Here is a 19,734-nt window from a genome sequence, read left to right on the forward strand (position 1 = left end):
ATTAGATCAGTCTGTTAGCGGATAGCTGTCCCGGCTCGTTGAAAGATAATGTTTATTGGACTATATCTAAATAAACGTATCTTCATTGAGTCAGGACACCTATGGGACGCCCTCTATCGCTAAAAGTATTGATGCTCTTGATGCTGGTTTTGGTCATTGGCATCGAAGTCATATTTTCATTTCTGATTTTCTCTACTCAATCCAATATACAAACATTACGTATGGCTCAGTTGTTAGGATCTACTGTGCAGTTGTGTCTGCTTGTTTATTTTTTTCTGTTGTTCCGAAAATTTATTCACGGTTCTTATCATAAAGTGGCACAGTATCTGGAATCGTTGTCTACCGGGGATTTTACCAGGATCCTGAATCATGACGATGCTCAGCAGGCTGGTGAGCTTGGCGAACACTACAACAAACTATCAACAAATATACGTGATGTTCTGGCAAAGTTTGGACGAGAAAGTGTCGCTACCGCCCGTATAGCAAAAATACTGGACGAGCAGTCAAAACGAATGTCAACCAGTATTGATGAGGTAGTATCACAGCTTCATGCTTCTGCAACAGCGAGTGAAGAGCTGGCTTCCTCGGCTGTGGAAATCAGTCATAACTGCTCTGTGGCCTCGGATAGTTCTCAGAAAGCCCGGGAAGTGGCCGGACATGGTAAGCAGGTTGCTGAAGCAGCCAAAAAAGCAATGGATCAGGTGGCTGACGTGGTTGCCGAATCCGCTACCATTACCCAAAAACTTGATAAGCGTTCAGATGAGATTGGTAGTATTACCGAGATGATCAGAAGCATTGCTGACCAAACTAACATGTTGGCACTGAATGCTGCGATAGAAGCTGCCAGAGCTGGAGAGCATGGTCGCGGTTTTGCCGTTGTGTCAGATGAGGTTCGGAAACTAGCTGCTGAGACTTCGGAGGCCGTTGCACAAATTAATGAAACAGTCACTTCCATGCGCAATGAACTTGTGATGGCTGTGAAGAGCATGGAACAGACCGTTTCCTTGGTAAATGTTGGTTCTGAGGAGATTAAAAAGTCCGGTATTGCGCTTGAAGAAATCGCGACCAGTGTCGAGTCTGTGGTGGCTGAAATCCAGCATATTGAAAATGCTTCGAAAGAGCAGACCAGTACAACAGATGCATTGTCTGGCAACATCCACCGGGTTACGGATCTGATGACCGACGAAGCAAAAAATATCAACAGTAACAGCGCTGCCATCGAACGCATGGAAAGAATGGCCCGGGATATGAAACAAATGATTGGGCGGTTCCGCCTGGTCACACCGGACGATGCAAAAGCGATGGTTCAAAAGGCTTATCAATATATAAAGACCCATGGTCGTGAAAAAGCGTTTGCCGAATTTAATAATCCCGAAGGTGAGTTTATCCAGGGAGAATTGTTCATCCTGGCACAGGAGTTTGACGGATTAATGCTGGCATACGGAGGCGAGGCTCCGCTGGTGGGCAAAAACCTTAAAAATGCCTGTGATGCTGATGGAAAACTGTTAGCTCCACCATTGATTGAGATTGCCCGTACCAAAGGTGAAGGGTGGCACCAATACCGCTATATGAATCCTCATACTGACCGAGTGGAGCCCAAGCTCACCTACATTAAAGCGCTGGAAAACAACGCTTATATTGCCTGTGGAATTTTCCAGCCACAGGGCTACAAGTATGAATCAGTTCTGCATTCCTGATATTTGGGTGGGTTAATCGTCTGGACTGTTCTATATTAAAAGCTTTTGATCCTTAAGGAATGCTGTGTAGTGAGTCAAAAGCTTAATCAGATTATTCGCCAGTCACTCGCCACGATTAATGACGTTATATTGGGCAAGGAGCCGCAGGTTAAGCTGGCGTTGGCCAGTATCTTCGCCCGTGGGCACATACTATTGGAAGATTTACCCGGCATGGGGAAAACCACTCTGGCACAAACTCTGGCCAGAGTGTTAGGTCTTGAATATAAACGTATTCAGTTTACCAGCGATCTGCTCCCTGCGGATGTCATCGGGGCACCAGTGTTCGAACCGGATAAGGGGCAGTTCCGTTTTCATCGGGGGCCGGTGTTTACGCAGGTAGTGCTTGCTGATGAGCTTAATCGTGCTACCCCCAAATCCCAGAGTGCTTTACTTGAAGCGATGGAAGAGCGGCAAATCAGTATTGACGGCACCAGTTATCCGTTGCCGGAGCCGTTTTTTGTCATCGCCACCCAGAACCCGTTGTCTCAGGCCGGTACTTTTTCCCTTCCGGAATCCCAATTGGATCGATTTCTGGTACGTTTTTCCCTGGGCTATCCTGATCCGGCATATGAGCTGCAATTGTTGAAAGGCAACACCCGCGACAAGCTGCGAACAGTCAAACAAGTTCTGAACACTGAAACCCTGACGCATATTCAAAGTCTGGTGCCAAAGGTTACCGCCACCGATACTCTGTTGAATTATCTGCAACGATTGGTGGCCCGTACCCGTGAAGATGATAGCTGTGAACTGGGTCTGTCTCCTCGTGGTGCCATAGCACTTTTGCGGGCTTCCCAGGCCTGGGCACTGGTGAATGGCAGAACGCATGTGCTGCCTGAGGATGTTCAGGCGGTATTTGTTCCGGTCGCCGCGCATCGCATTGTGGGCAGGACGGAAAAACAAAACGAGGTATTGGCAAGGCACCTGCTCGAACAGGTGGAAGTCCTGAGTAAGGAATAAGCCAAATGCTGAATCCTTTGACCATCATCCAACAATTAGTCTGGCAACGATTCAATCGCTGGCTGTCTCAGCGCATCCGTCCGGAAAAACAGCTGCAAATGAATCAGAAGCGAATTTACATACTGCCTTCGAAGGCTGGTTTGGTGTTGTTTGTTCTGATTTTGGCACTGTTGTTAATGGCCATTAATTTCCAGAACAACCTGGTGTATATGATTACCTTCTGGTTGCTGGCGTTACTGGCCATCAATGTGTTGTTTACCTATCGCAACCTGTCCGGATTGAGGTTGGTGGTGGTCAGAGCCGGCAGCTGTTTTGCCGGAGATCGGGTAAGGTTTGAATTTGATGTTTTCAATCACAGCAATCGTGCCCGACAGGCCATACAAATTGGTTGGCGTGGCCAGGATCAAGTGACCATCACTCTGGAAAAAGGTGAACAGCGCAGAATCACGTTAACTCATGATACCGTCACGAGAGGCTATCTGCGTCCTGGCAGGCTGGAGATTTTGACTCATTTTCCCACCGGGCTGGCCAGAAGCTGGGGATATATGCATCCGGATGTCACCGCTGTCGTGTTTCCCGAACCAAGGCTGGCGTTGCAACTCGATAATGCCCATCACGAAGGCGATGAGACCGAAGACGGTCAGGAAATTAAAAACGGTTCGTCGGATTTCAGCCTGATCAGGGAGTTTCGACAGGGAGATTCCATCAAGCGTATTCATTGGCCTGCCTATGCCCGGACTGGAAAACTTCACAGTCGCGAGTTCGTTGATTATCAGCATCATGATCAATGGCTTGACTGGAGCAATTTGACTCTTAGCGGCACTGAGCAAAAATTGTCGCACTTGTGTGCCAAAGTGTTGGAAATGTTCGAACAACAGAAGCACTGGGGACTGCGCATTCCTGGTACTGAAATCGCCCCTTCTTTGAGTGAGCAACATAAGATTCGTTGCCTGACCGCACTGGCAACGTTTGGACTGAGTCATGAACGTTAAACCTGGTCAGCAAAGTATCCATCGCGCCAGTTTAATCTTGCTGTTATTGACACAGATTGCTGTAGCGGTGCCATTTCTCGATGACTTGCCATCATGGTTATTTCCCATGTTGATAATAACCGCCGGCTGGCGATTATGGATCGTGCGTGGACACTGGCAAAAAACCGGCTGGCAGTTAAAAACCCTGGCTATTTCCATTGGTGTGATTGGGGTTGCGTTAAGTGGTGTTCCGCCGATTTCTCTGGAAGCCGTGAATTCATTGTTGATGCTGGCTTATCTGCTGAAGAATCTCGAACTCAGTAGCCGACGTGACGGAATGGTGGTGGTCTATACCGGTTATTTTCTGGTATGCACACAATTTCTGTACTCCCAAAGTATTTTGATAACGCTCTACAGTTTGATGTTGCTGGTGGTGCTGACGGCGACTCTGATCAGTCTGCAACAGACGCATAGTCGTCCGGTGCGGGAGCAGTTGAAGTTGTCGTTGAATATGCTTGGACTGTGTCTGCCGTTAATGCTGGTGGTCTATCTTTTGTTCCCGAGGCTGCCGGCATTGTGGAGTGTACCGATGCCCGATTCCGCCAAAACCGGCGTGTCAGACGAAATTACCCCAGGAGACATTGCCAACCTGGCCCGCAGTGATGAGCTGGCGTTTCGGGCCACTTTCCAGGGCGATCCACCGAGAGCTTCTGAGCGTTACTGGCGTGGTATTGTTCTGAACTATTTTGATGGCAAAACCTGGCGACAGGGACGAGAGGGTGACTGGACCCGAACCCGCTTTCGTGCCCGCGACAGCATGCCGCAGGATATAGAGTATGGTTCGCGTAGTCTGTCCTATTCAGTGATTTATCAGACCAGCTATCAGCCCTGGCTATTTACCTTGACTCCCTCAACCAATGTCAGCGGTGGAGCTGTAGGGTTTGAGGATTATCGCTGGGTCAATCGTACTCCGATTGTTGCGCCGACCCGTTTCGAATTTGAGGCGTATCCGGATGCGGTGATTGGTAAACATCTTAACCCTGTTGAACGATCGCGGGCCTTGATGTTGCCGGAAGACGGGAACCCACAAAGTCGCGAATTTGCCCGTCGGCAACGAGCCCTGGCTGGCAGTGATGAAGCTTACATGCTGAATATCGCCCGCTGGTTTTTTCAAGAGCAGTTTTACTACACGTTACAGCCGCCATTGTTGGGAGATACAAACACCATTGACCGTTTTCTGTTTGAAAGTCAGGCGGGTTTCTGTGCTCACTTTGCCAGTGCCTATACTTTTTTAATGCGTGCTGTTGGTATTCCGGCCAGGATGGTTGCCGGGTATCAGGGCGGGGAATGGAATGCGGACGCCAAATACATAGCGGTTCGTCAGTACGATGCCCATGCCTGGGTGGAAGTCTGGCTCGAAGACAAAGGCTGGGTGCGAATGGATCCGACTGCCTATGTTGCTCCAAATCGGGTAGAACAGAATCTACGTTCGGCGATTAGCGTCAATGATAGTCAGCTAATGGCTGGCAACTTTCAGAATCGGTTTAAATGGCTCAACCGGCTACGCCAGCAGATGGATGCCATGCAATATGCCTGGCAGGTCTGGGTGCTGGATTTTGATATGGAAGATCAATCCAAGGTGCTGAGCTTGATACTGGGCGATATCAACGTTTATAAAACCGTGTTATTCAGTATGGTGGTGATGGTGGTTATTGGTGCTGTCTGGGGGTGGTCTCTCGGACTGTTCACTGGCCGGAGAAAAACCAACCCTTATTATGTGCAGTTACACCAGCTGACAGAGATGCTGCTGGATCGTGGAATTTCTGTATCCAGAGGGGCCGGGCCCGGACAACTTCAGGATGAATTGAATCAGCAAACATTCAAAGGCAAACAACCTGTTCTTGATTACCTGCTGGCGTTGAATCAGCAGCTGTACACCCATGAGCCAGACCCAGAATTGAGCCGAAAGTTTCGTCATGCCCGACAGGCTCTGGCGAAGTGGAAACGTTTTCGGCGGGAATGATCATCTGTTCTAATGTTGTTAATTAATAAAAACTCTACTTCTATTGGTTCAATAAAGGTTGTGATTTTGACCGTGCTTTGTAATTAACTTTCATCAGATAGACATAAGGCGCCGCCAAATTGAGTTTTTCTGAGAACCATTTTTAACCTTCCATTGAATTCAGTAATAAAGTTTCATAGCAGAGTTACTTCATAAGCAGCAGGACGAAAGCGCTCTTTTTTATGCGTTTCAGTTTTTCTGAAATAGCCCGGATAATGCGCATCTTTGACAAACAAGATGGAAAAAAGAGGTCAATGGTGAGCATCATAAACGCCCAGAAACAACTATCCGAATGGCAGGAAAAAGAAGCGCTGCTGGAACAAATGATTCCCCTGATCGGTCGGCTGTATCGTCATAATAATGTGATCACATCGATCTATGGTCGCAGCGTGATCAATCAGTCGGTTATCAATCTGGTGAAATCCCACCGTTTCGTGCGCCAGACTGAAGGTCATGAACTGGAACCTTCCGATACGCTGGCCATTTTAAAAGTGTTGGATGCGTTGAATCTTGGTCCTTGCCATATCGATATCGGCAAACTGGCAATTGCTTACCGTGAATATCAGGAGACTCCTCTGTCAGACTGGTTGCGCTCACAACTGTCTGAGGTGGTAAACCAGTATCATCAAAACAATTCCGATCAGACTGCCCGGCGCAAAGATGTTGTGCTGTATGGTTTTGGCCGTATTGGCCGGTTTCTGGCACGCATTCTGGTTGAAAAAAGCGGCGGCAGTCCACTGGCCTTACGGGCTATTGTGGTTCGCAAAAGTGGTGCTGCCAACGACCTGGTGAAACGCGCCAGTCTGTTGCGAAGAGACTCCATACATGGTTCGTTTGAAGGTACGATCAGTATTGATGAAGAAAATAATGCCATCATTGCCAACGGCAGTTATATTCAGGTCATCTATGCCAACAGTCCGGCTGAAGTAGACTACACCAAATATGGTATCGAAAACGCCCTGGTTATCGATAACACCGGTGTCTGGCGCGATGAGAAAGGACTCAGCCAACATCTGCAAAGTAAAGGTGTTGGCAAGGTATTGCTGACTGCACCAGGAAAAGGCGACCTGAAAAATATAGTGTATGGTATCAACCATAATACGATTGAAGAGAGTGATCGGATTGTTTCGGCGGCATCGTGTACCACGAATGCAATTACTCCGGTTCTGAAAGTCATTAACGATACTTTTGGTATACAGCACGGCCATGTGGAGACCATTCATTCATATACCAACGATCAGAACCTCATCGATAATTTTCATAAGGGTGACCGGCGTGGTCGCAGCGCGCCACTGAATATGGTTGTCACCGAAACCGGTGCTGCCAAAGCGGTGGCGAAAGCACTGCCCGAATTAAATGGCAAACTGACCGGAAATGCCATTCGGGTACCTACTCCCAATGTATCCCTTGCGATTTTGAATCTGGATCTGCTCAAGCCGGTAAGCCGGGATTCTCTGAATGAAATGTTGCGGGAGCGTTCACTGTATTCAGAGCTGAATAAACAAATCGATTTCGTAAATTCACCCGATGCGGTCTCCAGTGATTTTGTGGGTAATCGTCGTGCAGGTATTGTTGACGCCAAAGCGACCATCGTTTCCGGACATAAAGCCATCCTCTATGTATGGTACGACAACGAAGCCGGATATAGCGCTCAGGTGATGCGGCTGGTGCAAAAAATGGCCGGTATCGAATATCGTTTCTTCCCCGCGTAAACTCTCCTGTTAAAACTGGGGAGTTTCTGAAAACCAACTATTTTCAGAAACTCCCCATCGCTGATACCCATACTGTGCTGTCATCTCGCCGATTGAAATGCTGTCTAAGACTCTTGAGTTGTCATGGAAATGACATTCCTGGATTGTAGATTTCAGAGGTTTAGCTACTCAATATCTAAGAGGTACGTATGAACGCTCCATTGTTCGTTCGGTGTATTCAAATCATAGGCCTGATAACTGCTCCAGTCAGCTTTACATCGGCTGCCGACAGTTTGTCCACTGTATTAAAATCCACCCATAGTTTTGAAGATATCGCCGATGCTGCTTATTGGCAGGCGGCAGATGGCCATGCTGATGGGTTGTTGATCGCATCTCTGGAAGGGGATGGTCTTGCTGTCTTTGATCAGAGTGGTTCCCTGGTGCAGCGTGATGAGCAGTTTGAAGTGGTTGGTGCGGATATCCGTTACGGCTTCAGACCAAGACCACAATATCCAGCCATAGATATCGTCGCGGTCGGACTACCGGAGCAACAGGCATTCGGGTTTTATCACGTTACACCGGACCCGTCTGCGCCATTGCAGTTTCTGGGACAAATAAACGCAAATATTAACATGGAGGGGGTTTGTCTTTATAAAAATGTGACCACTGGCGACCTCACGGTGACTGGTTTCACCGAAGAAGGCAGCATTGTGCAGTACAAGCTGGACTATGACGGCCAGCATATCATCAGTCGGGTCCGTGACGATCAGGGGATGCCGGTACCGGTTCGTGTGACTCAGGTTGGAGGGGAACTCAGCAGCTGCGTGGTTGATGATGAAACCGCCACATTGTTTGTTGCTGAACAGAATGTTGGCATCTGGTCATATGGTGCTGACGCGGAAAATGTCAAAGACCGGCGCCTGATTGATGTTGCCCTGCCATTGGGGCATATCGAAGAAATTGAGAATATGGATCTGGTGTACCAGCCTGACGGTAAAGGTGTTCTAGTGGTTGCTGATGAAGGGCAGGGGTTTCTGTTATACGATCGTCAGAGCAGTCATCGGTTTCTGGGGGGCTTCAATGTAGCTGGCTTTGAAGAGGCCAAACTGGTAACCGCCGCGACGGATGGTTTATGGTTGGGTAACACGGAAGCCGACCAACCGGTCTATGAAAAATTACCATATGCCCGTCTGGCACCGATCAGCGATGTCCAGATCGATACCGCAATGGATTTACGGCATATGAGCATCGATGGAATATCGTTGGTTGCGGCTAGCGGTGAAACTCAAGCTGTCGATGATGATGGTGATGCTGCTGATGATCCAGCGATCTGGTTGAATGAACAAAACCCACAGCGCAGCCTGATTATCGCCACCAACAAGCAGGGTGGATTAATGGCCTATGACCTGAACGGTCAGGAAATACAGTACCTGGAAGGAGGCCGGCCCAATAACGTTGATATTCGTCTGCGGGTCAAAACCTCTGATGGTGGCAGCGTTTCCCTGGCAGCGGCTTCCAACCGGGAACTCAATACCATTGCCCTGTATACCATACAGGACACCGATGCTCCTATCCAAAAACTCCCGGTCAAGGGTGACAATACTCATCCTGATGCGGCGGAACTGGTATCCCGGGTGGATGAAGTCTATGGACTGTGTATGGGGCAGGCAAAAGATGGTCGTACCTATGTCTTCGTGAATGGCAAGAACGGTCAGATTGAACAATGGCGTATTGAACTACACGAAGGCGATGCCAGTGGCACCCTGGTTCGAACCATGAAAGTGAACTCTCAACCGGAAGGCTGTGTGGTCGATGACCAGACACAAACGCTCTATGTTGGTGAAGAAGACCATGCAATCTGGTCGTTTAATGCTCATGAAGACGGTAGTACTCAGGCGACTCTGGTCGCCAGCGTCGATGGCAGGACTCTGGTGGATGATATTGAGGGGCTGGCCATTTATAGCAAGGATGAGAAACGCTATCTGCTGGCATCCAGTCAGGGCAATAACACCTATGCAGTTTATGACCTGGTTCAGAATAACCGGTATGTCGGCAGCTTTGCCATAACCGGTAATGATGAGATAGGAGTGGACGGTACCAGCGACACGGATGGTATCGATATTATTTCTGCTGATCTCGGAGCGGGATATCCAGAGGGCATTATGGTGGCTCAGGATTGGTATAACATTAATAAACGCTATGAGCTGGAAAATCAGAATTTTAAACTGGTTAGCTGGCAAGCTATTGCTGAGGCATTATTCAAATAATTTCTGTTCACGCTGTGTAGAGTAGAACTCTGCACAGCTCTCTCTTCTTTATTTTATTCCGGAACCGGCAAAAGACTGTTTTTCGGTTCTCTGATCGCCAACGGTTGCCCGGCATAAATGCTTCAAGATTATTTCGGATAAAACCACTTCACACTTCCAAAGTGACCTCACTTGCAGACTTGGAATAAATACCTACAAATTTTGATGTCTTGCTTACTTATGTGAAGGCTACGGCATATTCCATTTCGCACTTTAGTAATATCTCGAAAATGACCGGTAAAAAAACACCAAATAGCCGGGTTGATCAATGGGAGTGAGAATTTTTTTATGAAACGCTTTGTTTATAATTCATTGTCTTTGTCTATCCTTATGGCAGTGACATTGACTTCTACAACTGCTTCTGCCAGTACAGGTAATCCCCATGTTAATCAAAATGGTTATCTGCCTAATGGTGCTAAAGTGGCCACCTATGCCAACACCTCATCATCTGCCCTGGACTGGGAATTGTGGAAGGACGGGAACCTGGTGACATCCGGTAAAACCGTTCCCTTTGGTCAGGACGCCACCGCCGGTGAATACGTACATCAGATAGACTTTTCATCATTTACGACTGAAGGTGGTAACTACGAGCTGCATATTGGCTCGGATGTCAGTTATCCATTCATGATTGACGCTTCAGCATACACATCGCCGATGTATGATGCGTTGCGCTACTTTTATCACAATCGCAGTGGTATCGCGATAGAGACAGCTTTTACCGGCGGTGGGCTGGGCAGTTATCAGCCAAACAGTATTTGGTCGCACCCGGCCGGCCATATTGGTGTCAGTCCGAATAAAGGTGATAACAATGTTCAGTGCTGGCCAGGTACCTGTAACTACGCGCTGGATGTTTCTAAAGGTTGGTATGATGCTGGTGATCATGGCAAGTATGTTGTCAATGGTGGAATTTCCGCATGGAAATTACTAAACGCTTATGAGCGGGCCAAATATCAGGGTAACAATCTGAACGCCTTCGGCGATGGCATGTTGAACATTCCTGAGAGTGGTAATGGTGTGTCCGATCTACTGGACGAAGCTCGCTGGGAAGTGGAATTTTTGCTGGCCATGCAGGTACCCGATGGTCAGGAGTTGGCTGGAATGGTCCATCATAAAATGCACGACGAGGCCTGGACAGGGTTCCCCATGGCACCCAATAACGATCCTCAGCAGCGTTATTTGGTTCCGCCATCCACCGCAGCCACATTGAATGTCGCCGCCGTTGGTGCGCAGTGTGCCAGGATATGGGCTGATATTGACAGTGCTTTTGCCAACCGATGTCTGACGGTAGCAAAAAAAGCCTGGGATGCCGCCATGGCACATCCAAGTGTCATTTATCAGGATGGATACAACAATGGTGGTGGTGGTTATGGTGATTCTGATGTATCCGATGAATTCGTCTGGGCCGCTGCTGAGCTCTACATTACCACTGGTGATAGCAAATATGCCGGGCAAATAGATACCACTTTGTACAGTGGTGATTGGGGTTGGGCGGATACTAAAGCAGCGGCACTTATGTCGCTGGTAACGGTCCCGACTTCGCATACCAGCAGTCTGGCTGGACAGGCACAAAATACCATTGTGACCCTGGCAAATGAGATGATCAGTATTGCCGATGGTCAGGGCTATGAAATTCCTATTGATCAATATGGCTACTATTGGGCATCCAACAACGGCCTGGCTAATAAACTGATGCTGTTGGCTACCGCCTATGACCATACCGATGACCAGAAATATATCGACGCGTTTGCCAAAGGTGTGGATTATCTGTTTGGACGTAATGCCTTATCGCACTCCTATATCACCGGTTATGGTGAGAATGCCGCCAAACAACCTCACCACCGTTTCTGGGCTGGAGCGTTGGATAGTAACTATCCTTGGGCCCCGCCGGGTGCCATGGTTGGTGGCGCCAATGCCGGTTTGGATGATGATGAAGCCAAAAAAACCTTAAGTGGTTGTGAGAGCAAGCCGCAAACCTGCTACGTCGACCATATTTATGCCTATTCCGTAAATGAGATCACTATCAATTGGAATGGTGCATTTGCCTGGATTATGGCGTTTTACGATGACTACGCTACCGCAGGCAGCAGCGATAACACCGGGCCGACGGTCATGATGACCACCAGTACTGTCGAGGGTGACGCTCCGCTGCTGGTCGCTTTCGATGCCACCGGTTCTGCAGATATTGACGGCGATACCCTGAGTTATACCTGGGATTTCGGTGATGGCAATGTTGCTTTTGGATTGATGGTCGAACATACCTACACCGTTGCCGGAAGTTATACCGCGACATTAACCGTAGGTGATGGACGGGGTGGGGAAGCCACTAAAACCGCTATCATCAACGTGGCTGCTGCAAACACCGGTGCACTCCCTGGGCAGGCTCTATATGAGCAGGGTTGTCTCGGCTGTCATGGTACCAAAGGCGATGGTGTTATCAGCTTTGACGCGACTAAGACAAGCTATAAAGGGCAGTCTCTGACAGACTACATCCGCGATCAGATGCCACCAAGCTCGCCTGGCTCATGTGATGCCGACTGCGCTACTCAGGTTGCGGAGTATATTCGCAGCTGGAGTGATAACGGTTCTGGTTCCGATAACGGCGGTGATTCTGGTTCAGACAACGGTTCAGACAATGGCTCTGATAACGGCGGTGACTCTGGTTCAGATAACGGTTCAGACAATGGCTCTGATAACGGCGGTGATTCTGGTTCAGATAACGGTTCAGACAATGGCTCTGATAACGGCGGTGATTCTGGTTCAGATAACGGTTCAGACAATGGTTCTGATAACGGCGGTGATTCTGGTTCAGATAACGGTTCAGACAATGGTTCTGATAACGGCGGTGATTCTGGTTCAGATAACGGTTCAGACAATGGCTCTGATAACGGCGGTGATTCTGGTTCCGATAACGGTTCAGACAATGGCTCTGATAACGGCGGTGACTCTGGTTCAGATAACGGTTCAGACAATGGCTCTGATAACGGCGGTGACTCTGGTTCAGATAACGGTTCAGACAATGGCTCTGATAACGGCGGTGATTCTGGTTCAGATAACGGTTCAGACGATGGCTCTGATAACGGCGGTGACTCTGGTTCAGATAACGGTTCCGATAATGGCTCTGATAACGGCAACGATTCAAATGGTTCGGCCGGCAGTGATGGTGACAACAACTCTGAATCCGATAGCACCCAGATATCATTCGGTAGTTTTGGACATTGGATGGTACTGTTATTGGGAGGGCTGGTGCTGTCCAGACGCCGGACAGTAAAATGATCTGATTTTCCAAGTACACATCCAGATGGCCGGGTTGGTCCCAGACCCGGCCTTAATTCTTCAAAATCGTATCTGTCCCAGCCCCGGTTCTGAGAGCTATTCCGCCTCCATGTTACAGCGCGTATAATCGGCGGCCATTTCTATCATCCAAGAGTTTGAGAGCCATTTCATGACTGACGTTCGAGTTCGAATCGCCCCGTCACCCACAGGTGATCCCCATGTCGGGACAGCATATATTGCCCTGTTCAATGCCGCATTTGCCAAAAAACATAACGGCAAGTTCATTCTTCGTATCGAAGATACCGATCAGGCACGCAGTACTCCAGAATCGGAGCAGGCCATTTTGCGGTCGTTGAACTGGCTTGGGCTGCGTTGGGATGAAGGCCCGGATGTAGGAGGGGAGTATGGTCCCTACCGGCAAAGTGAACGTGGCAATATTTATAAAAAATATGCCGACGAACTGGTGGAAAAAGGTCACGCCTTCCATTGCTTTTGTACCTCTGAACGCCTCGATGAACTGCGCAAAAAACAGATGGAAGAGGGCAGCAATGTTACTGGCTATGATGGTCTTTGCTCGCATTTGTCACCAGAAGAAGTGCAGCAGCGTTTGAGCGCCGGTGAGAGCCATGTCGTGCGGATGAAAATCCCGACCGAGGGGCAATCAGAATTCACCGATCTGTTGCGTGGCGACATTGCCATAGACTGGGCCCAGGTCGATATGCAGATTCTGCTCAAGAGCGATGGCATGCCGTCTTATCACCTGGCCAACGTGGTTGACGATCATCTGATGAAAGTCACTCATGTGATGCGGGGTGAAGAATGGATATCCTCAACCCCTAAACACGTATTGTTGTATCAGTACTTTGGCTGGCAGGCACCGGTCTTTTGCCATTTTCCTTTATTGCGTAATGCAGATAAGAGCAAACTGAGTAAGCGTAAGAATCCGACCAGCATTGATTATTACCGTCGGATGGGAATTCTGCCTGAAGCCCTGTTGAACTACCTGGGCATGATGGGTTGGTCCATGCCTAACGGCGAAGAAAAGTTCGACTTTGCCGCCATGGTGGAAAACTTCGACATTTCCCGAATGTCTCTGGGTGGACCGGTGTTTGATCAGGAAAAACTGAGCTGGCTGAATGGTCGTTATATTCGTGAAAACCATACTCCTGAACAACTGGCCAAGGTTTTGGGTGAATGGGCTTACAACCCGGAGTACTTCATGCAGTTTATGCCGCTGGTTCAGGAGCGGATAGAAAAACTGTCCGATGTGGCACCACTGGTCGCCTTTTTCTTTTCCGGATTGCCAGCCATCACGCCGGAGAGCTTTGCCAGTATCAAGCTGGAACCGGAAATGTTACAGAAAACCCTGCAGTTTTTACTGTGGAAACTCGAAAGCGAGCGGCACTGGAACAAAGACAGCATCATGGCCGATGTTAAACATATTGCAGCCGCGTTAGATCTGAAAATGCGTGATGTCATGGCTCCTATCTTCGTATCCATTACGGGATCAACTGCATCAGTCTCTGTATTGGATGCGATGGAGATCATTGGTCCTGACCTAACTCGCGCCCGGTTGCGTCACGCGCTGGTGGTCACAGGCCTGCCATCCAAAAAGGGGTTGAAGAAATTGGAGAAGGAATATCAGCAGATTGATTCTTTCATGGACTAATGTCCCGGGCGGAGCTTTTTGCCCAACTTATTGAAATTACTAAGAAAAATAGTTGACATGCCTGAGGCTCGTAACTAATATACGCAGCCTCTTGAGGGCACTCAAGAGATACCTGAAAAGGGGCTATAGCTCAGCTGGGAGAGCGCCTGCTTTGCACGCAGGAGGTCTGCGGTTCGATCCCGCATAGCTCCACCAAATTCTAAAAAACCCGAAGTCAGTAGTGACTTCGGGTTTTTTGTTTACGAGATTGACTCAGTTTCCAGGAAGGGATCGAACCGCACGCGGTTCGCCCGAGATGTCGGACCACCCGCTTAACTCCACCAAATTCTAAAAAACCTGAAGTCAGCAATGACTTCGGGTTTTTTGTTTTATACGATTGGAGTGACGCAGGGGAAGGGATCGAACCGCAGGCGGTTCGCCCGAGATGTCGGACCACCCGCTTAACTCCAGCAAATTCTAGAAAACCCGAAGTCAGCAATGACTTCGGGTTTTTTGTTTTATACGGCTGGATTGACGCAGGGGAAGGGATCGAACCGCAGGCGGTTCGCCCGAGATGTCGGACCACCCGCTTAACTCCACTAAAACCCAATGTGAGCAGTAACTTCGGGGTGCTGACACGAATCAAACCGCATATACGTCATACTCTCAGACTTTTTGTTTTCTGTAGTTGCGCAATGTTAAAGGCCTGCAGGTGACCCGGTTATTTGGCTTTGGGATCAGAGAGATATCTGGAACGGTATTTCACCCATCTGATGATTGACCTGATAGAGCCATAGTCAGGTCAATTACGAAAGCGTGATCACTGTTCAGTAATAATAGAAACTGCTTCAAACAGCATTCGGTACCCAGCAAACAACGCCTTAGCTGTTCCGGCATGCATAATATGTACTGTACGGACCAGAAAATAAAATCCAACCGCTGCCGGGATTAGTCTGGCTGCAAAATAAGTACCCATTTACTTTGCTCTGGTATTTGTACCAGGGTGCGGGTGCTGCAGATACAGATGTGCTGAGGAACAGGATTGTTGTGGTCAAAAACGCGCCAAGAAAAGCCGATGCTATCTTCATTGTGACAAACCTCTTACTTTTAAATGTTATGTTGCTGGATTTTTGACAAGTTATGAAAAATAAAAAGCTAAGTAAATGGACCGTTTGGTTATTCATACCAAAGAACGAAACTTCAAGAACGAAGTTTCTGTGCCTCATATAATATTCTTATTGTGATCGTGACAGGCGTTAAAAAGATAAACATAACATTTATGTAGAAAGTCGCTCATCAGGTTTACCGGGGTTCGCCTTGGTTATGGCTAATGGTGTGGTCCGAAACCTCGGTTGCATCCCTTCATCACGCTATTATTCAAATCGTTGCTTAAAGAATGCATGCTCTTTTGGCGGACTATGCATTTTCGCCGATCAAGGCAATGAGGCTCAATAGCGATCAATAACTGAATTTCTGTCACAGTTCCGGTTGTGGTGTTCAGGGAGTCATATATGTCAGATCGTAATGCGTCATTTTTTAATAGACAGTAAATACTCCTGTTTAATGTCCTGCCCGCAAAAAAATTTAGCAAGGCAAATATCCTGAGTAAAACTATATTTAATTCCGTAAAAGTTGAGAACAAGTCTACAACTTGATTAACAGCTATCGAATGCTTTTTTCCGTTTTAGCAATTGTGTGTGCTAGTTCCGTGATTCCTAATAATTACCTGTCAAGATAATGTTATTACGTAAAAATTTGTTCTAGCCCAGTGCTGGATTTAAATTGGTCTACAAAGCTGAGAATAACTATGAACTCAAATAAGTTCGTCAAAAAACGTCTGGTAGGACTTTTATTGGCTTCGATGGCACTAAGCGCTTGTAATGTCGACATTGTCGATTCTAGCGATCCGGTGACAGATTCTTCAAATAATGGCGGCAGTAATTCATCCGGGTCGGATAACGGCAGTGATGGTTCCGGTAGCCCTGGTAACAATAACGGTGGTGACTCCGGTTCGGACAATGGTTCCAATAACGGTGGTGACTCCGGTTCGGACAATGGTTCCAATAACGGCGGTGACTCCGGTTCGGACAATGGTTCCAATAACGGCGGTGACTCCGGTTCAGACAATGGTTCCGATAACGGTGGTGACTCCGGTTCGGACAATGGTTCCGATAACGGCGGTGACTCCGGTTCAGACAATGGTTCCGATAACGGTGGTGACTCCGGTTCAGATAATGGTTCCGATAACGGCGGTGACTCCGGTTCAGACAATGGTTCCGATAACGGTGGTGATTCCGGTTCAGACAATGGTTCCGATAACGGTGGTGACTCCGGTGGAAACGGCAATGGCTCTCCATCAGATGATTATCAGGTACCTGCAAATAATTTTGCCGTCAATGGTGATGTTGAAAACAACCTGACCAATTGGGGCACCACAGCGGGAGAAGTTTCCCGTTCCACTTCGGTCAAACACGGTGGTTCAGCCAGTGCTTATATCACCAACAGAACTTCCGCCTGGAATGGACTGACCTTTGATGTGGGTAAACTGACTCAGGGTAACGAGTATGAAGTGGCTGTTTGGGTAAAACTGCCTGAAGGTTCTTATGATACGGTTATCACACTGACAGCTAAGCGTGCTGACGACAGTGATAGCAGTACTTATAACGAATACACTAATATTGAAATGGTGACGGCAAACGACTCCGAGTGGACTCTGCTCAAAGGATACTATACCCAGACTGGTACAGATTTTGAGCATTTCATTATTGAATCACCAGATACAACTATCAGTTTCTATGCTGATGATTTCTCTATTGGTGGTGAAGTGGCTGATGACAACAATGGTGGCAACAGTGGCAGTGACTCAAGCCATCGGTTTTTTGTCGGTAATATCACCACATCCGGTAGTGTAAGATCAGACTTCGCACAGTACTGGGATCAAATCACGCCGGAAAATGAAGGCAAATGGGGGTCTGTTGAAGGAACCCGTGACAGCTATAATTGGGGCGGTTTGGATGCTGCTTATAACTATGCCAAGCAGAACAATATTCTGTTCAAGCAGCATACGTTTGTCTGGGGCAGTCAGTATCCTAGTTGGATCGATTCTTTGAGCCCATCAGAACAGGCCGCAGAAATTGAAGAGTGGATTCGTGATTTCTGTACTCGCTATCCAGATGTCGACATGATTGATGTCGTGAATGAAGCCACGCCGGGTCATGCCCCAGCAGGCTATGCCAAAAGTGCATTTGGTGATGACTGGATCATTAAATCCTTCCAGCTGGCACGGCAATATTGCCCCAATGCGACGCTTATACTGAATGACTACAATGTATTGACCTGGAATACTGACGCTTTTATTTCTATGGCCAAACCTGCCGTTGAGGCTGGCGTTGTCGATGCCATTGGTCTGCAGGCTCACGGTTTTGAGAGCTGGGCTACGGATAAACTGGAAACCAACCTGAACAAAATTGTAGCACTTGGTTTGCCGATCTACATATCCGAGTACGACGTGGCCAAAACCAATGATCAGGAACAGTTGCAAATCATGCAGTCACAGTTCCCGATGATGTACAACCACCCATCGGTGAAAGGTATGACCTTGTGGGGTTATGTATATGGCAAAACCTGGGTAGAAGGTAGCGGATTGATCCGTGAAGACGGTACTCAGCGTCCGGCGATGACCTGGTTGTTGCAGTACCTGAAAGATAATCCGAAGAACAATGGTGGTAGTGACGATAATGGCAATTCTAATAATGATCAGACGTGTGATTTGCCATCATCGTTCAGCTGGACTTCTACTGACCCTTTGATTACGCCTCATAACTCAAACTGGGTGTCTATCAAAGATCCGACAATCGTCAAGTACAGCAATCAGTATCATGTATTTGCAACGGTCTATGACACAGCGAAGAATGCTTGGGGTGGGGTTTACACAAGCTTTGATGATTGGTCTAAAGCTGACTCTGCGCAACAGGTTGATATGTCAGCCACTCAAGCTGGAAGCACTGTGGCACCGCAGGTGTTTTACTTCGAACCTCATAATAAGTGGTATCTGATTTATCAGTGGGGAGCGAAATATTCCACGAACAGCGATATCAGCAATCCATCTGGCTGGAGTGCTCCAAAATCATTACTGAGCGGTGGACCGAGCAACGGTATCGATTACTGGGTTATTTGTGATGATAACTACTGCTATCTGTTCTTCTCAGGAGATGACGGCAATCTTTATCGTTCAAAGGTGTCTATTGGTAACTTCCCGAATTTCTCAAGCTATGAGATTGTGATGTCCGATCCTTCTGTCGGTAAGCTGTTTGAAGCATCCAATGTTTATAAAGTTGATGGTACTAATAAATACCTCCTGTTGGTGGAAGCCTATGGTCCTCGTTACTTCCGTTCCTGGACGTCGACCAGTCTGGATGGACCATGGACTCCATTGGCTGATACTCAATCAAATCCATTCGCTGGTGCCGCTAACGTAACATTCAGTGGCCAAAAATGGTCTGATGACATCAGCCATGGCGAGATGATCCGCTCTGGTTATAACCAGAAAATGACCATCAATGCCTGTAACATGGAGTATTTGTATCAGGGTGTGGATCCACAATCCGGTGTGTCAGATTACAATAAACTGCCTTATAAACTTGGTCTGATCAAAGCCAAATAAGTCATCTCAATTGTGTCGTTAAGCCATGTTCGGGATAACGACACTATCCAAAAAAATTAAAAGCCGTTAACCGGATCCGGATTAACGGCTTTTTTCTTACTATATGATATGTTGCGGAAACACTGATTCTATAAATTCATACAGATCAGGGCGCGTCTGATAACAGCACTCTTTCTTTTTCTTGAAACCAGGGATCCCTTTAGGCATATAGCATTCAGAATGAACAGAATGATCTATCTGAATACCGGGAAAATATTTACTCATCTTGGTGCTATTAGGAAAAAAGTCCGTTCCTCAGCCAGGCAGAATTAAGGAAAATTGGTGGGTGTGGTTTCTGCATTCTGGAATTTTTGTTTTTGTAATCACGATAAGTTTTTTTGTCCTGGTTTACAGGTTGAGATGATCTTGACTGTTGCGGTTATGGTTC

At 47.7% G+C, this 19,734-nt stretch carries 9 protein-coding genes and 1 tRNA gene; all 10 read left to right on the forward strand.

The features are described from left to right. Nucleotides 1-101: 101 nt before the first annotated feature. Nucleotides 102-1,697 (forward strand): methyl-accepting chemotaxis protein, encoded by a 1,596-nt coding sequence (locus YC6258_RS27305; protein WP_082070703.1) that lies wholly within the window; start codon nt 102-104, stop codon nt 1,695-1,697. 69 nt (nt 1,698-1,766) lie between these two features. Continuing rightward, the gene (locus YC6258_RS13225; protein WP_082070704.1) at nt 1,767-2,693 is read left to right on the forward strand and encodes an AAA family ATPase; all 927 of its coding nucleotides are present in this window, start codon (nt 1,767-1,769) and stop codon (nt 2,691-2,693) included. A 5-nt stretch (nt 2,694-2,698) separates the two neighbouring features. Continuing rightward, entirely contained in the window at nt 2,699-3,685 is a 987-nt protein-coding gene (locus tag YC6258_RS13230; protein ID WP_044617404.1) for a DUF58 domain-containing protein, read from the forward strand. Next, the gene (locus tag YC6258_RS13235; RefSeq protein WP_052830267.1) at nt 3,675-5,687 is read left to right on the forward strand and encodes a transglutaminase TgpA family protein; all 2,013 of its coding nucleotides are present in this window, start codon (nt 3,675-3,677) and stop codon (nt 5,685-5,687) included. The genes YC6258_RS13230 and YC6258_RS13235 overlap by 11 nt, the downstream gene beginning before the upstream one ends. 293 nt (nt 5,688-5,980) lie before the next feature. Continuing rightward, nucleotides 5,981-7,438: a glyceraldehyde-3-phosphate dehydrogenase gene (locus YC6258_RS13240; protein ID WP_044620021.1), complete on the forward strand. Its 1,458-nt coding sequence runs from the start codon at nt 5,981-5,983 to the stop codon at nt 7,436-7,438. A 188-nt stretch (nt 7,439-7,626) separates the two neighbouring features. Continuing rightward, entirely contained in the window at nt 7,627-9,684 is a 2,058-nt protein-coding gene (locus tag YC6258_RS13245) for a phytase (protein WP_044617405.1), read from the forward strand. Between the two features lie 327 nt (nt 9,685-10,011). Continuing rightward, nucleotides 10,012-12,996 (forward strand): glycoside hydrolase family 9 protein, encoded by a 2,985-nt coding sequence (locus tag YC6258_RS27310; RefSeq protein ID WP_052830268.1) that lies wholly within the window; start codon nt 10,012-10,014, stop codon nt 12,994-12,996. Between the two features lie 169 nt (nt 12,997-13,165). After that, nucleotides 13,166-14,665 (forward strand): glutamate--tRNA ligase, encoded by a 1,500-nt coding sequence (gltX, locus tag YC6258_RS13260; protein WP_044617406.1) that lies wholly within the window; start codon nt 13,166-13,168, stop codon nt 14,663-14,665. A gap of 119 nt (nt 14,666-14,784) precedes the next feature. Then, a tRNA-Ala gene (locus tag YC6258_RS13265) sits at nt 14,785-14,860 on the forward strand. Between the two features lie 1,591 nt (nt 14,861-16,451). Next, entirely contained in the window at nt 16,452-19,307 is a 2,856-nt protein-coding gene (locus tag YC6258_RS28185; RefSeq protein WP_082070705.1) for a non-reducing end alpha-L-arabinofuranosidase family hydrolase, read from the forward strand. Nucleotides 19,308-19,734: the final 427 nt, after the last annotated feature.

Source organism: Gynuella sunshinyii YC6258, assembly GCF_000940805.1.
Classification (GTDB): Bacteria; Pseudomonadota; Gammaproteobacteria; order Pseudomonadales; family Natronospirillaceae; genus Gynuella; species Gynuella sunshinyii.

Coding starts and splice junctions, on each gene's coding strand:
- YC6258_RS27310 (WP_052830268.1), top strand. CDS start 10,012: ATGAAACGCTTTGTTTATAATTCATTGTCTTTGTCTATCCTTATGGCA.
- YC6258_RS13230 (WP_044617404.1), top strand. CDS start 2,699: ATGCTGAATCCTTTGACCATCATCCAACAATTAGTCTGGCAACGATTC.
- YC6258_RS13240 (WP_044620021.1), top strand. CDS start 5,981: ATGGTGAGCATCATAAACGCCCAGAAACAACTATCCGAATGGCAGGAA.
- YC6258_RS28185 (WP_082070705.1), top strand. CDS start 16,452: ATGAACTCAAATAAGTTCGTCAAAAAACGTCTGGTAGGACTTTTATTG.
- gltX (WP_044617406.1), top strand. CDS start 13,166: ATGACTGACGTTCGAGTTCGAATCGCCCCGTCACCCACAGGTGATCCC.
- YC6258_RS13235 (WP_052830267.1), top strand. CDS start 3,675: ATGAACGTTAAACCTGGTCAGCAAAGTATCCATCGCGCCAGTTTAATC.
- YC6258_RS27305 (WP_082070703.1), top strand. CDS start 102: ATGGGACGCCCTCTATCGCTAAAAGTATTGATGCTCTTGATGCTGGTT.
- YC6258_RS13245 (WP_044617405.1), top strand. CDS start 7,627: ATGAACGCTCCATTGTTCGTTCGGTGTATTCAAATCATAGGCCTGATA.